Origin of the sequence: Janthinobacterium sp. GMG2, from assembly GCF_033949445.1 — a bacterium.
GTDB lineage: Bacteria > Pseudomonadota > Gammaproteobacteria > Burkholderiales > Burkholderiaceae_D > Janthinobacterium > Janthinobacterium aestuarii.
This window is the reverse complement of sequence record NZ_JAXAWA010000004.1, coordinates 1-15,605: the sequence shown is the minus strand read 5'-3', so window position 1 is coordinate 15,605 and position 15,605 is coordinate 1. Positions and strand designations below refer to the sequence as shown.

Sequence of the window (15,605 nt, the reverse complement as noted above, 5' to 3'; positions counted from 1 at the left end):
CTGGTAAAGATTATTTGACGCGCACGATGCGGCCGGCCGCCGTGGCACTGCCAGCGGGCTTGCCGGCGCGCGCGCGGGCGGTCAGGTAATTGCTGAAGGCGTCGATGTCGCGTACGCCCGTGTCGAGCCGGCGCGTGCCGGCCGCCAGCACGGTGAAGCGGTCGCCGCCGCCGGCCAGGAAACTGTTGGCGGCGACACGGTATTGTTGATTGTCCTCAAGAGGAATGCCATTGAGCATGATGCTGCCCGGCAGCACGCGCTGGCCTTGCGGCTGCGTGCTGTCCCAGCGGTAGCCAAAACCTTCGGACACTTGCAGCAGATTGCCCTCGCCTGCCTCTTCGCCCGGCCATTGCTGCTCGAGCAAGGTGCGGATTTGCGCGCCGGAAAGACTCACGACGATCAAGGTATTGCCGAACGGGACCACGGCCTGGTTCTGGCCCACGTTCGTCATCAGATCGGCGCCCGCCTCCAGGTCCTTGCGGATGCCGCCATTATTCATCAGACCGATTTGCGCCCCGGCGGCGCGTGCGCCGAACAGGGTACTGTCGGCCACCAGGTCGCCCAGTGGAGAAGCGCCGCCGCCCTTGGTGCTGCGGCCCACGGTGGGCACGGCAATGAAGGCCACGGGACGCGACAGTTCCGCCGCGCTGCGCTGCTTGACCGATTCCAGGTAGGCTGCCACTGCCGGGTCCGGCTCATACATGCCTGGCAACATGACGACGTTTTGCGCGCTGGCATCGATCAGCGCATTCTTGACGGGATCGACCTTGAGCTTGATGCGCGTCAGCATATGCCCGCCCATCTGCGCCTGCGTCACCAGCCGGCCATCGACACGGCACAGGTAACCCTGGTGCGAATGGCCGCTGATGACCAGCTGAATCGCCGGGTCGAGGCGTTTCACCACGTCGACCACTTCGCCCTTCAAATGGCTGCAATCGGGCTGGTCGACGGCTTCCTTCGTCTCGCCGCCCTGGTGCAGCAGCACGACGAACACCCCCACACCCTGTGCGCGCAGTTGCGGCAAGGTGGCGTTGATCGCGTCCGCTTCATCGCCGAACTGCAGGCCGGAAATGCCGGCGGCCGTTACGACGGACGGCGTATCTTTCAGCACGGCGCCGATCAGGCCCACCTTGACGCCATGCGCCTCTTCGATCCGGTAGGCGGGCAGCAGGGACTTGCCCGTTTGCGTGTCGATGACATTGGCCGCCATATAGGTATAGCTGGCGCCCTTGAAATCGGGCGTGAACTTGCAGGCCTTGTCGGCGCGCGACGACTCGCAGCCGCCGCGCTGCTGGCGCAGCAATTCCGCCTTGCCCTGGTCAAATTCATGGTTACCGACGGAACTGGCCTTCATGCCCAGCATGTTCATGGCGACGATGCTCGGTTCGTCCGCCCACAGCGCCGACATGGCGGGGCTGGCGCCGACCAGGTCGCCATTGCCGACGAAAATCAGCTGCGCATCTTCTCGCCGCCACGCCGTCAGGGCGCCGGACAAGGTATCGATGCCGCCGGCCTGCACCGTCTTGCGCTCGGCATCGGCGGCACTCGTATAGGTGAATTTGCTGCGGTCGAGGTTGCCGTGAAAATCGTTCAGGGCGACCAGGTTGATATCGACGGACTTCGCGGAAGGCGCGGTAGGTGCGGCACAGGCGGCCAGCAGCAAGGTCAGGGCCGCTGCGGCGGCGAGTGGTGTCAGATGATGTTTCATGGTCCCCACATGGTTATCAGTATTCAAAAAGACTATCTCATCCGGGGGGACGCCGTGCGCCGCAAGCCCATCAGAGTATGACAAGAAAGCACAACATAAAACGAAAAAACGGCCGGTGTCGCCACCAGCCGTTTGCAACTTCAGTCAGACGCCGAGATTAGAACTCGTACTTGACCGTAGCCTGGATCGCCCATTGGGATTCACCCTTGTTTTGGCGCACATCATAGTTTTCCACTTTATCGCGGACTTGGTAGATGTAACGGCCTTGAGGGTCAAGACCTGCGAAATCAACAATGCTGCGTGCCTGACCGCCACCGGATTGGAAGCCGATTTCATTGATACGGCCCCACTTGCGGTTGATCATGTTGCCCACGTTGAAGAAGTCCATCGTGAACACGCCTTTGTTACCCTTGAAGAAGCCTGGTACTTCCTGGCTGATACGCATGTCGAAGCTGTTGGTCCATGGCGCGAAGCTGCCATTACGGGACGCAACACCACCGGCGGATTTTTTCAGATCCGGGTTGCTGTTGACGAAAGCCCAGAAACGGTCTTCGTTGGCATGGTTGGTCGCGGTGTCATTACGGAACACCACTTCACCCGAACCTGGTTTCGATGGAATGTACATCAGGTCGTTACCCTGCACGCCGTCGCCGTTCAAGTCATTGTTGACGGTCCAGCTGTAAGGCTTGCCCTTGCGGCCTTCATAGAACAGGCCGAAGCTTGTTTTATACGTACCGAAGAAACGTTTTTGCCAGTTGATCATGGCATTGAAACGGTCTTTCACCAGGTAGCCCGAGTTCGCTGCCACTTCTTCGTTCGGATTGAAGATACTGCGGGCGTTGAAGTTGGAGTTCGAGACCGACGACGTCAGTGGCGACACTTCCGTTGCATCCGTGTACGTGTACGCAACCGACCAGCCGAAGCCTTTGGTCATTGGCTGGCTCAGCGACAGGGTCACCAGATTGCCTTCGCCCTTGTCCGTTTTCTTGGCAACGAGCACGTTGTTATAGGCCGTATTTTTCAGAGCACGCGATACAGCGCCCGAGCAAATAGCATTGGCCGATGAGCTCAAAGAACCAGTAGCAGTCCAGCAAGCCGTATTGTAGGCGTTAGCCGAGTAGTACAGATTACGTCCATCCGTACCCTTGGCCGTCGGCGTACCCAAGTTCAGGTGCTCGTAGTAAATCGCATCCTTGTTCTTGGTGCGCAGGTATTCTGCGCCGAAAACCAGACCCATCCATGGCAATTCATGCTCGAATGCCAGGTTGGCTTTCCAGATCGATGGCTGGCGCAGGTTCGGTGCCAGGAAGTCGACGTTGGCGGCGGCATCGCCGATAAAGACTGGCTGCTTGTCAGGATCCGGGTTGAACAGGCCGCCTACGGTTGTGCACGGCTTGAAGCTGCCGCCGCAACCGACGACGCGGGTCGCCATGCCGGAGTTCGCAAATGGGTTCGACATCCATACGGTCGCCGCAGCACCTTGGAACAGGCCTGCACCGCCACGGATTTGCGTCGAACGGGCGCTGTCAAACGTATAGTTGAAGCCGACGCGCGGCTGCACCAGGGTCTGTCCATCGATAGTCTGGGTATTATCCAGGCCAAAACCGCCAGTCTGCGCGGTACCACCCAAGCCATTACGACCGCCCGTGGCAACACCTGCCACCATAGGCGCCGCAGCAGCCGCATTGCGCGTAGGACGCTCGCCAATGGCGGCTTTATCCACACGCACGCCATACTGGACGGTCAGGCGCTTGTTGACGGTCCACACGTCTTGCAGGAACAAGCCATAATTTTTCAGGCTGAAATCGGCAGCGGCGTCATTGATCGTACCGCCAGCAACAGGGATCTGCACCTGATACGAGCTAGGACGGCCAAGGCGGAAGTTTTCCAGGATCGCTTGCTGGATAACTGCAGGCGACGAGGCAGTCGCACCACCACAGGTTACGTTACCGAACGAATACTTATAGGTTGCCGAACTATTCGTGCAATTGAATGTGTAATTGCCGTTGACGTTCTGGGCAAACAGGTTGTACACATCGTTCTTGCTGTAATCGCCGCCAAACTTGACTTCATGGTCACCCAAGGCCCAGTTCGCACCCAGGTAGGCATCTTTGGTCTTGGTCGTCAGCACATTCAGCTGACGGCTCATTTCCGTACCGAAGTTCAGGAAACGGTTATCGGTAGGAACGCCAGCCGGCGTACCAGCTGGATTGGCGCCGCTAAATTGCAGGCCGATCGCTGGCAGGCGTGCGTTGTTTGTTGGCGTGCTTTCATAATCGCGCGACGACACCTTGAACTCGGTCGAGAAAGTCGGCGTCCAGTCAGCAAACCATTGGCCAACAACGGTTTCGATCTTCTTATTCTGCGTGTACCAGTACGAATTGAGCGACAGGCCGGTGGCCGACACGCCAGGGAACATCGGTTCGGATTGGTCTGTTTTCGAATAACGGACCATGGCGCGATGGTTGTCGTTGATATTCCAGTCCAGTTTCAACAGGGTATCGTTCACCAGCAGTTGGGTGCCTGCCGGGATTGCGGTGGTGCCGATATCGAGGCCACCGTAATTATTCTTGGCGATCGCTTGCGCAGCAGCAATTGCGGCATCGGAAATACCGACGTTGGTCTTGTTGCTGCCCAGTGGACCAAACGACGGTGCGGTACGTGTGCTTTCCAGGCGCTCTTTATTGGCGAAGAAGAACAGTTTGTCCTTGATCAACGGGCCGCCGACGGTAACGCCCTTGGTCGTTTCACGGAATGGTTCAGGGGAGCTATAGGTGTCTTTGTTGTTGTCATAACGATCACCAGCCATCTTGTCGTTACGGAAAACGAAATAAGCACTGCCTTTGAATTCGTTGGTACCCGATTTGGTCACGGCATTGATATTGGCGCCGGTATAACCTTTTTGCGTCACGTCGTAGTTGGCGACGTTCACTTGCACGGACTGGATGGCCTCGATCGAGATCGGTTGCTTGGCCGTCGGGCTACCGTTCGATTCCAGACCGAAGGTATCGTTCACAGCCACGCCATCGATGGTCATCGAGTTATAGCGGGAGTTTTGACCGGCAACGGACAATTCGCCGCGCTCTTTGTCTGTTTGCGAGACACGCGGGTCGGAACGGGCATAATCTTGCAGATTACGCTGGATCGACGCTTGCATGGCCAGTTCATTGGGGCCGATGTTGGTGCCGGCGCCCATATTGCTGCGGTTAAAGATCTGTGCGCGTGCGCCCGTGCCCGTGACGTTCACGGTTTGCATCTGTGCGCCCAGGGTGGCGTCCACATTGGCCGTTTCAGCCAATTGCACGTACACGCCTTCGCGTTTTTCCACTTCACCATTCTTGGTGATGGTGATGGTGTATGGACCGCCGGCACGCAGGCCGCGCGCGACGTAACGGCCTTCCGCATCGGTCGTTACATTGCTGACGGAACCCGACTCGGTGTGCACGATGGTAACGGTGGCACCAGCTGCCGGCTTGCCGTCATTGGCCGAGATACGGCCGCCGATGGAAGACGTAGTGTTCTGTGCGAACGATGGTGCCGCCGCCAGTGCAATAGACAGGCTTAACGCGATTTGCGTCAGCCGAAGTCGCTTGTGATTGATCATCTTTAACCCCAGAAAAGACTATTATTTTTTGAAAATCCTGGATTGCCCCACCGTCCGGCTGCGCCGCACAGCAACACAAACACAACATTTCCTCTTTACGATGCTGCAACTGTTACGCCGGCGGGACTGGCTGCGGTCCTGACAAGACCATCACAAAACGCCGCTCCACACATCACAACTATTCATATCCAGACAATAACGGCGGAAAAAACCACATCCGATCCGTACGACCCAGGGCGCTAGCACCTGTGTCATTCATCCCACATGCTTACCCGGCTAACATGGCAAGCCGCGAGTGTAATTGTTAAATATTTCAAGACTGTGACACGGCGGCAAAATACAGAAGAATGTCGTCATTTAGCTGTGCGACTGTTTGTTTCACTCTGCATCTCACCTTTATTTACTGCAAATACCCATCTTCATACGATATCGCCCAGATGAATTGTGACTTTTTAATATCATCTTCATCTCACTATGCATCATCAAAAAATGGATGACAAATACGATTTTTTTTACATATTTATATATTTAAAATATAAATAGCATGGGGTAACTAGTTGGATTGATATCGTGCTGACAGCGTCCGGGCTTATGGCGCGTGATTATAAATGAGCAATATGTACTTGAAATTGATTCATCCATGAAATCAGATAAAGTCGTGTATCTACTGTTAATTGTGTCGCATGGCCGCCACAAAATTAACAAAATAACAGCGCGACATTTAAGATGAGGAATAAAAAATGGCCGGAAGATCCGGCCATTTGAGAGTATCAGTTCTGAACGTCGCGCAACTTACGGTTTTCCATCTTTGCCTACCTTGTCGGCTGCGGCAATTTGCGCTTCAAAACGGGTAAAACGGGCATCGAGCGCTTTCAGCAAACGCTGCTTGTCCGCTTCCGCCAGGAAGGAATAGCGCAGGCTGTTGTACGACAGCTTTTTGATTTCCGCATAATCGGTCTTGTACTGGCTGGCAAACAGCACGTATTCATTCGACAAGGTATTGCGCGAGACGCCCGCATCATCGGTCGAGATCACGAACGGCACGCCATATTTGCGGTACAGAGTGATCGGATGGGCCTGGCCCTTGATACCGAGTATGTAATCATTGCTGGTCAGATTCACTTCCACGGGGATGCCCCGCTCGCGCATCTTTTGCATGGTTGCCAGCGCATTGTTTTCGTACGCGATATCCATGCCGTGGCCGATACGGTCGGCGCCCGCCACATCGACGGCTTCAGCGATATGGAAGGCCATGCCTTCCGGCGGCACCATGCCCAGCGCCAACTCGCCGGCGTGCAGGGCTATCTTGACGTTCGGATACTTTGCCTTGAGGAACTTGAACATTTCCATGTGCAGGCTGTAGTCGCGCATGGATACGTTCACGCTTTCCTGGCCCACGATATTCACGCCCACCAGCAGCGGATTCAAGCTCGCTGCCTTGAACGCGGCCACCATGGACGAGAACACTTGCGATGGAGACAGGAAACGCAGCACATACGCCTGGTAGCGCATGGTGAAGTTCGCATCGTCGATGCCGGTGCTGCTGGCGTTGACGTTGTCGTTGTAGGCGGTGATGCTTTTCTGGAAGCTGGCGTCCTGCTCCAGGTTCTGCGTCCAGTTGGCCAGCACGGCTTGCAACGCTGCCGGCTGCAAGCCCGGCGCCAGCACTTGCTGGTCGAACTGCGCGTTTTGCACGAATGGTGACAGCTCGAAAATCGTCTCGATATAGCTGAGATTTTCCGCGATGGCGCGCTGCTTCAGGGTTTTCAGGCCGTCGGCCGTATTGCTCGACGCCACGGGACCGAAGTAGCCGAAGGTGTCAAAAAAAGTACGGTCCGGCGGCGTCTGGATGGCGCCGTGGTTATAGAAATCCTTGGTCGACCAGCGCTGCAGCAATTCCGCATACAGGCCCGCGTCGGCAAATACTTCCGTGGACGACAGGCAGCCACGCTGCGCGGCCGGCTTGGCGCGCTCAGCCGCCACGACATCCTTGTTGCTTTCGATGCGGTAGGTTGTCTTGTTGACGCAATAGTTTTCCTTGTCGACCCAGTCGAGGAATTGCTCGGCGTAGATGGCGCCCGAGTAATGGTGATGCAAGTCGCCGCCCTTGGGCATCATGGAAAAGAACAGGCTCAGCTCGGCTGTCTTCGGCTGCGCACCGGCAACCAGAGCGGCAAAATGACGCGCGGTGGCCGCCTCGTTGGAAGACGGCGTGGCCTTGGCTGCCTGCGCCGTTCCGGTCAATGCCAGCGCGGCGCCAAGCGCCAGGCCAGTGAGTTTCTTGTGCATTCGCGTTCTCGCTCAGGATAATTCGTGTTGAACAACGGGTAGGTCAGCCCTGCCCCCGCACATGCACGCATTGCCCGCCCGAATAGGTGGCGGCCACGGCGCGGTCGTCGCCCAGCAGCGCAAAGGCAAACAGCAATTCCTCCAGGCTTTGACAGCCGGCCGTGCGGCGCTCGAGCAGTGGCGTCGATTGCTTGTCGAGCACGATGAAGTCCGCTTCCGTGCCAGCCGTGAAATTGCCCAGGGTGCCTTCCAGTTGCATGGCGCGCGCGGCGCCCAGGGTCGCCAGGTAAAACATGCGCAAGGCGGGCAGATAGCTGCCTTTCAAGCGTGCTACTTTATAGGCTTCGTTCATTGTTTGCAACATCGAGAACGAGGTGCCGCCGCCCACATCGGTGGCCAGCGACAGCAGCACTTTCGCCGCATCGGCCCGCTCGAAATCGAACAGGCCGCTGCCGAGGAACAAGTTGGACGTAGGACAAATGGCGGCCGCCGACGATGTTTCCGCCATGCGCGCGCGGTCGCGCTCGTCAAGCCAGATGCAATGGCCGAACATGGCGCGCGGGCGCAGCATGCCGTACTGGTCATACACATCGAGATAGCTGCGCGCCTGCGGATGCAGTTCGTGCACCCAGCGGCATTCATCTTCGTTTTCCGACACGTGGGTTTGCAGATATGTATCCGGATAGGCGCGCGCCAGCTCGCCTGCCAGATGCATCTGTTCATTGGTCGACGTCGGCACGAAACGCGGCGTGATCGCATACAGCGAACGGCCGTGCTTGTGCCAGCGCCGGATCAGCTCTTCGCTTTCGCGCGCGCCGGACTCGGCCGTGTCGCGCAGGAACTCGGGGCAATTGCGGTCCATCATGACCTTGCCTGCCACCATGCGCAAGCCGCGCGCCTCACTGGCGCCAAAGAAGGCATCGACCGATTGCGGATGCACGCTGCCATACACCATGGCCGTCGTGGTGCCGCAGCGAAGCAGTTCGTCGAGGAAAAATTCGGCCACGTTGCGCGCATGCTCGGGATTCTCAAACGCGCGCTCGTTCGGAAAGGTGTACGTTTCCAACCACGGCAGCAAACCGGGTGCGGGCGAGGCGATCATTTCCGTCTGCGGGAAGTGCAGATGCGTATCGATGAAACCGGGCACGATCAGCTTGCCCCGGTAATCGACGATCTGCGTGCCGGGTGGCAAAGTCGCTTGCAACTGCGCATAATCGCCGGCTACCACGACCTTGCCATCGGCCACGATCAGCAAGCCGTCCGCATGCCAGGCGTGCGCCTCCTCGCTAAAGGCGGGATCGGCGTGGAAGTGCAGCAAGCTGGCTCGGTAAGCTTGCAATGTGGCAGGAACAATCGGCATGACTTCTTTCTATAACGGGTGAATGGCGGCGCGTGTTGGGCGACGCCGTGGCGCACTGGCAGAGGCCAGCCGCAGCGGTGCGGCCAGGGCGGCAGCGGCCGCCTCTTCCCACACCATCAGTAATTGACAGGCAACGGACGCGGCGATCACGGCCGGCGCCTTGTTGCGGATGCCAGGCATGCCGATCGGGCACACCATGGCGGCAATGCGCTCGTCCGGCACGCCGCGCGCTTGCAGGCGGTGCTCGAACTGCTTGCGTTTCGTGTGCGAACCGATCAAGCCGAACCAGCCCGCATCCTCACGCTCCATGATGGCTTGCGTCAAGCGCTGATCGAGCGCATGGCTGTGCGTCATGACGAGAAAACTGCCGCCGGGCGGCGCCATGGCGACAAATTCCTCGGGCGTATCGGTGGCGGCGATGCGTACATTATCAGGTAGTTGCGTGGGAAACATGTCTTCGCGCTCATCGACCCAGGTGATATTGCAGGGCAAGTGGGCAAGCGCACGCACGATGGCGGCGCCCACGTGGCCGGCGCCGAACAAGGTCAGGTGCGCGCGTGGCACCAGGCAAGGGTCGACCAGCCAGCGCCGCCCTTTGCTATCCTGAGCGACATGGGTTGTGCGCTCGCGCAAAAACGTGTCAGGCGCCTGTTCGCCAGTGCCGGCGATCAAGCTACCGGCAACATCGAACAGCGCCGAGGCGGGTTCACCGTCGAGCGCGGTGACTTTCCAGCTGTCGTGCTGGCGGCGTTCGCGCAAGGCGGCCAGCAACGCATTCAGGCTGGCATCGATATACTCGAACGCCAAGTGGACGACGCCACCACAGCATTGTCCCAGGCTGGGACCCAGCGCGAAACGCTCGAGCCGCGCATGGGTGTCGCTCGTGGCCAGCATGGTCTTGGCGATTTCCACGGCGCGCAATTCCAGATGGCCGCCACCGATGGTATCGACTTGGCCATCGAGACTGACGCGCATCTTCGCGCCCGCCTCGCGCGGTCCGGAACCTTCCACCAAAGCGACCGTCACCAGCACGGATGCCTGCGTGTCGTAGTCCATCGCTGTCAGCCAGTCGCTCATCTTCTGCTCCTATGCGCTGACATGCGCCGCTTGCACGGCCATCACCGCCTTGAGGATTTCCTCGCTGGTGGCGGGCGCATTCAGCGGTGGCTGCACGGCGTGATGGCCCACGCTGGAAATGGCGTCGCGGATGGCAAAGAACACGGAAAACGGCAGCAACAATGGTGGCTCACCCACGGCTTTGGAGCGGTGGATGCTGTCTTCCACGTTGCGGTTCTGAAACAGCTGGACGCGAAAATCTTCCGGGCAATCGGAAATGCCGGGGATCTTGTACGTCGATGGTGCATGCGTCATCAGCTTGCCCGCCGCATTCCACCATAGCTGCTCCGTCGTCAGCCAGCCCATGCCCTGAATAAATGCGCCTTCCACCTGACCCAGATCAATTGCAGGATTCAATGACTGGCCCGCATCGTACAAGGCATCGGCACGCAGCAGTTTCCATTCACCGGTCAGGGTATCGACCACCACTTCGGCCACGGCCGCGCCATACGCGTAATACGAAAACGGATGGCCCGTCATCGTCTTCGCATCCCACGACAGGCCAGGCGTGGCATAAAAACCGTCCGACCACAGTTGCACACGGGCCAGATACGCCTTCTGCACCAGCTCGGCAAACGCAACGACGTGACCATTCACGAGGATATGGTTGTCAAAGAAGCGCACGGAAGCCATCTCACCGCCGTACAGTTTGACCGCGTAATCGGCCAGGCGTTCACGGATCTGGCGCGCCGCATCCTGCGCCGCCTTGCCGTTCAAGTCGGCACCGGTGGAGGCCGCCGTGGCCGAGGTGTTAGCTACCTTGCTCGTATCGGTGGCCGTGGCCCGTACCTTGTCCAAGTCCAGGCCCAGTTCGTGCGCCACCACTTGCATGACCTTGGTATTGATGCCCTGCCCCATTTCCGTGCCGCCATGGTTGACCAGTACGGAGCCATCCACGTACACGTGCACGAGCGCGCCTGCCTGGTTCAGATGCGTGACGTTGAAGGCGATGCCGAATTTCAGGGGCGTGAATGCCAGACCCTTCTTCAGGATGGGGCTGGCCTCGTTGAACGCATCGATGGCCATACGGCGCGCGCGGTAATCGCTGCTTGCTTCCAGTTCCGCGACGAGTTCATGAATGACGTTGTCGACGATTTTCTGCCCGTACGGCGTGACGTTGCGTCCCTCGACATCGTTGCGGCCATAGAAATTGAGCAGGCGGATATCGAGCGCATCGCGTTGCAGATGGCGGGCGATTTCATCGATCACGTACTCGATGGCAATGGCGCCCTGCGGTCCGCCAAAGCCCCGGAAAGCCGTGTTCGACTGCGTATTCGTCTTGCCGCAAGCGGCGCGGATGTCCACGTCGGACAGGTAATATGTGTTGTCGAAGTGGCAGACGGCGCGCGTGGCAACAGGGCCTGACAAGTCGGCCGAGTATCCGGCGCGCGTGGTCATGTCGACCTTGGCGGCAAGGATACGGCCCTCATCGTCGTAGCCCACTTCGTATTCATAATAAAAACAGTGGCGCTTGCCCGTCACCAGCATGTCGTCGTCGCGGTCGGCGCGCAATTTGACAGGACGCTTCAATTTCGCCGCCGCAATCGATGCCGCCGCCGCCCACAGGGCCGACTGCGATTCCTTGCCACCAAAACCGCCGCCCATGCGCCGGCATTCGACGGTGATGTTGTGCGAATGCACGCCCAGCGCATGCGCCACCACGTGCTGCATCTCGCTCGGATGCTGGGTCGAACACAGCACCAGCATGCCTTGCGCTTCCTTCGGGATGGCGTAGGAAATCTGCCCTTCCAGATAAAACTGTTCCTGGCCGCCCACATACAGCTGGCCCTTGACCACGTGCGGCGCGCCCTCGAATGCGGCCTGGTAGTTGCCGCGCGTCAGCTGCATCGGCGGCAGCACATACGATTGCGCGGCCTTGGCCGCTTGCGGCGTCATGATCGCGGGCAATTCCTCATACGACACTTGCGCCAGGCGGGCCGCGCGGCGCGCATGGTCATGCGTATCGGCCACCACGATGAAGATGGGCTGGCCCACGTATTGCACCAGCTCCGCAGCCAGGATGGGATCGTCATGGATGATGGGACCGCAGTCATTGGTGCCGGGAATATCGTGTGCCGTGTAGACGGCAACAACACCGCCAGCGGCGCGCACTGCCGACAAATCCATGGCCGTGATGCGTGCATGGGGCTTTTGCGACAGACCCAGCGCCGCGTGCAAGGTGCCTTGCAGCTCGGCGATATCGTCCGTGTACGTGGCTTGCCCCAACACATGCAATTGCGCCGATTCATGCGGACTGGGCTTGCCCACGGCGGCCCAGGCGGCCGCTTGCAGTTCGGGCGTGGCAGGATGGTTCATGCTGGTCCTTTCAGGCGCGGCAAGCGTAGGCGTTGACGGCAGTGCGCAGCAAAGGCGCACCGGGGCGTGTTTCCAGCCAGAAGCGGCGCAGCAGGTTTTGCGCCGTCGTCATGCGGTAAGTATTCGAGGCACGCATGTCCGACAGCGGCGCGTAATCGTCGGCCAGCAGGCGCATGGCGATGAGCAAGTTCTCTTCCGTCCACGCCTGTCCACGCAAGAATGCCTCCGTTTGCGCGGCGCGCTGCGGCGTGGCCGCCATGCCGCCAAAGGCAATACGCGCGTCAACAATACGCTCGCCATCGAGCTCAAAGGCAAACGCGGCACACACGGCCGAGATATCCTGGTCGAAACGCTTGGCCAATTTATACGTGCGGAAATGCACATCGGCACGGGGCAAGGGCACGCGCACGGCTTCGACGAATTCGCCTGGCTGCAGATCTTTCTTTTGATAACCGAGATAAAAATCTTCCAGCGGCATGCTGCGCTGGCCAACAGGTCCACGCAGCACGATCTCGCTGCCCAGCGCAATCAGCCACGGCATCGAGTCGCCGATCGGCGAACCATTGGCCACATTGCCGCCCAAGGTACCGGCGTTGCGGATCGGCAAGGAAGCAAAGCGCTGCCACAGTTCCGACAATTCTTCCGGATAATGTTCGCACAGCGCCGCATAGGCATCGTTGAGGCTGGCGCCGGCGCCGATGTGCAGCTTGCCGTCATCCTCGGCGATGGTTTTCAGCGCCGCGACGTTGCCGAGATAAATGATGTCGCCCAGATCGCGCAATTGCTTGGTCACCCACAGGCCAATATCGGTGGAGCCGGCCAGCAGGCAGGCTTGCGGCTTGGCCGCGCGTAGCGCCACCAGTTCCTCAAGGGTGCGCGGCGCGTGGAAGTGCTGGCCGCCGTGTTCATACGTAGTCAGGCTGCCGCGCTGCAGCGCCTGCAATTGCACGCGCAACGCATCGCGATCGAATGCCACATGCGGCAATTCACCCATGCGTCTGGCCGCATCGATGATGGGCCGGTAGCCCGTGCAGCGGCACAGATTGCCCGACAGGGTGTCGTCGATTTCGCAGCGCGTGGGCGTCTCGCCTTTTTTCTCCAGATACATGCCCCACAAGGACATGACAAATCCGGGCGTGCAAAAACCGCACTGGGAACCGTGGCACTCGACCATTGCCTGCTGCACCGGGTGCAGGGCACCGTCGGGCTGCTGCAAGTCTTCCACGGAAAACAGGGCCTTGCCATCGAGAGTGGGCGTGAGCTGGATGCAGGCATTGACGGCCTTCAACTCGACTTGCCCGTCCACCAGGCTGCCGATGACCACCGTACAGGCACCGCAATCGCCCTCGGCGCAACCTTCCTTGGTGCCCGTGCAATGCAAATCCTCGCGCAGGTGCTGCAACACAGTCTGCGTAGGGGCAGCGTCGCGTACTTCCTGTACGGCACCACGGTAATAAAAGCGGATCGGTTCTGACATGCTGGCCTCGGTATAGTCCCAGTATAGGAGATTAACACCGGCATACGGGACAACTATACGCAAAGACTGATTTTACTTATCATCCCATTTCAATAGAACTCACTCCTGGAACGGATGCGTCGCATGCCAGTGTTCGGCAATATCGATGCGGCGCGTGATCCATACCTGCTCATGGCCCTGCACGTAGTCGAGAAAGCGCGCCAGCGCCGCGGCCCGTCCAGGCCGCCCCACCAGACGGCAATGCAGGCCTACCGACAACATCTTCGGTTGATTCAAGCCGTTCGGATCGCCTTCCGCGTACAGCACATCAAAGGCATCTTTCAGATAGTCGAAAAATTGCGTGCCCGAATTAAAGCCCTGCATGGCGGCAAAGCGCATGTCGTTCGTATCCAGGGTATAGGGCACAATCAGTTGCGGCTGCACGGCCGGCATGCCGGCGGCATCCGTGTACGCCACCTTGTCCCAGAATGGCAGGTCATCGCCATAATAATCGGCGTCATAGCGGAAACCGCCATGTTCGACCACCAGTTTGCGCGTATTCGGCGAATCGCGCCCCGTGTACCAGCCTTGCGGCGCGAAACCCGTCAATTCGCGGATGATCTGCACGGCTTCACGCATGTGTTCGCGTTCCGTTGCTTCATCCATGTTTTGATAGGAAATCCAGCGCAAACCGTGGCAGGCAATCTCGTGACCCAGTTGCTGGAAGGCTGCCACCGCCTCCGGATTGCGTTTCAAGGCCATCGAAACGCCAAACACCGTCAGCGGCAGGCGCCGCTCCTCGAACATGCGCAGCAAGCGCCATAATCCGGCGCGCGAACCATATTCGTAAATAGACTCCATGCTCAGGTGGCGCGCAGGAAAAGCGGCCGCACCGATCATTTCCGATAAAAATGTTTCCGATGCAGGATCGCCATGCAGCACGCTGTTTTCCGCCCCTTCCTCGTAATTAAGGACGAATTGCAGGGCGATACGGGCCTTGCCCGGCCATTGCGGATGGGGTGGCGTGCGGCCATAGCCGATCAAGTCGCGTGGATAATGTTCGTAATTGTTCATGCGGAGGCGCGCCTATAGGAGGACAATGTTGGCTATATGCCCAATCATATAGCCCGGCGCAGCCACCGGTATATGATTTGCACGATAAGCACATTCACTCACCCTATATACAGGATAGCAAATGGGAAAACTCAGCACGCATGTACTCGATATCGCCCACGGCAAACCGGGAGCCGGCGTCAAGGTCGCCCTGTTTTCAGTCGCGCCGGAAGGAAAAGTGTTATTGAAGATGGATATGACCAATAGCGACGGCCGCTGCAGTTCACCCTTGCTGGAAGGCGACAGCATGAAAGCGGGCCAGTATGAACTGGTGTTCAACGCAGGCGACTATTTCGCCGCCCAGGGACTGGAATTGCCCTCGCCGCGCTTCATCGACCTGGTCACCCTGTCCTTCGGCATCGCGCATACAGATGAGAACTATCACGTGCCCCTGGTGGTGTCGCCCTGGTCGTATTCCACTTACCGCGGTAGCTGATCCCGCGAGGCCAACAATGTTTTCGGATTAGCGCAACGCGCGTAATCCGACAACCACCACCAGCGTCAAACAAACCCCCAGACGAAAAAAAACCCCACCATTGCTGGCGGGGTTTTTCTCTTACTGCGAATAACAAGCCTGACAATAACCTACTTTCACACTGGTTGCAGCACTATCATCGGCGCAAAGTTGTTTCACGGTCCTGTT

The 15,605-nt window shown here is 58.9% G+C and carries 9 protein-coding genes; 1 reads left to right on the top strand and 8 read right to left on the bottom strand.

Features of this window, described 5'->3' with window-relative positions; translation table 11 throughout:
• Window positions 1-10 precede the first annotated feature (10 nt).
• The 8 genes from SKZ59_RS15920 to puuE all read right to left on the bottom strand — a co-directional run bounded on the left by SKZ59_RS15920 (window position 11) and on the right by puuE (window position 14,923).
• Window positions 11-1,708, bottom strand: a complete 1,698-nt coding sequence (locus tag SKZ59_RS15920) for a bifunctional metallophosphatase/5'-nucleotidase (protein ID WP_319992307.1) — start codon at window positions 1,706-1,708, stop codon at window positions 11-13.
• A 157-nt stretch (window positions 1,709-1,865) separates the two neighbouring features.
• Window positions 1,866-5,312, bottom strand: a complete 3,447-nt coding sequence (locus SKZ59_RS15915; protein WP_072454228.1) for a TonB-dependent receptor — start codon at window positions 5,310-5,312, stop codon at window positions 1,866-1,868.
• A gap of 792 nt (window positions 5,313-6,104) precedes the next feature.
• Window positions 6,105-7,601, bottom strand: a complete 1,497-nt coding sequence (locus tag SKZ59_RS15910) for an adenosine deaminase (RefSeq protein WP_319992306.1) — start codon at window positions 7,599-7,601, stop codon at window positions 6,105-6,107.
• Window positions 7,602-7,644: 43 nt separating this feature from the next.
• Window positions 7,645-8,961: a guanine deaminase gene (guaD, locus tag SKZ59_RS15905; RefSeq protein WP_319992305.1), complete on the bottom strand. Its 1,317-nt coding sequence runs from the start codon at window positions 8,959-8,961 to the stop codon at window positions 7,645-7,647.
• A 9-nt stretch (window positions 8,962-8,970) separates the two neighbouring features.
• The gene (xdhC, locus tag SKZ59_RS15900; RefSeq protein ID WP_319992304.1) at window positions 8,971-10,038 is read right to left on the bottom strand and encodes a xanthine dehydrogenase accessory protein XdhC; all 1,068 of its coding nucleotides are present in this window, start codon (window positions 10,036-10,038) and stop codon (window positions 8,971-8,973) included.
• Window positions 10,039-10,047: 9 nt separating this feature from the next.
• Entirely contained in the window at window positions 10,048-12,393 is a 2,346-nt protein-coding gene (gene xdhB, locus SKZ59_RS15895) for a xanthine dehydrogenase molybdopterin binding subunit (RefSeq protein WP_319992303.1), read from the bottom strand.
• 10 nt (window positions 12,394-12,403) lie between these two features.
• Window positions 12,404-13,870 carry a xanthine dehydrogenase small subunit gene (gene xdhA / locus SKZ59_RS15890; protein WP_319992302.1) on the bottom strand — a complete coding sequence of 489 codons (1,467 nt, stop codon included), beginning with the start codon at window positions 13,868-13,870 and terminating at the stop codon, window positions 12,404-12,406.
• 99 nt (window positions 13,871-13,969) lie between these two features.
• Window positions 13,970-14,923, bottom strand: coding sequence for an allantoinase PuuE (gene puuE / locus SKZ59_RS15885; protein WP_319992301.1), 954 nt, complete (start codon window positions 14,921-14,923; stop codon window positions 13,970-13,972).
• Between the two features lie 121 nt (window positions 14,924-15,044).
• On the opposite strand from puuE, the gene uraH reads away from it, so the two are divergent.
• Window positions 15,045-15,398: a hydroxyisourate hydrolase gene (gene uraH, locus SKZ59_RS15880; RefSeq protein ID WP_319992300.1), complete on the top strand. Its 354-nt coding sequence runs from the start codon at window positions 15,045-15,047 to the stop codon at window positions 15,396-15,398.
• Window positions 15,399-15,605 lie beyond the last annotated feature (207 nt).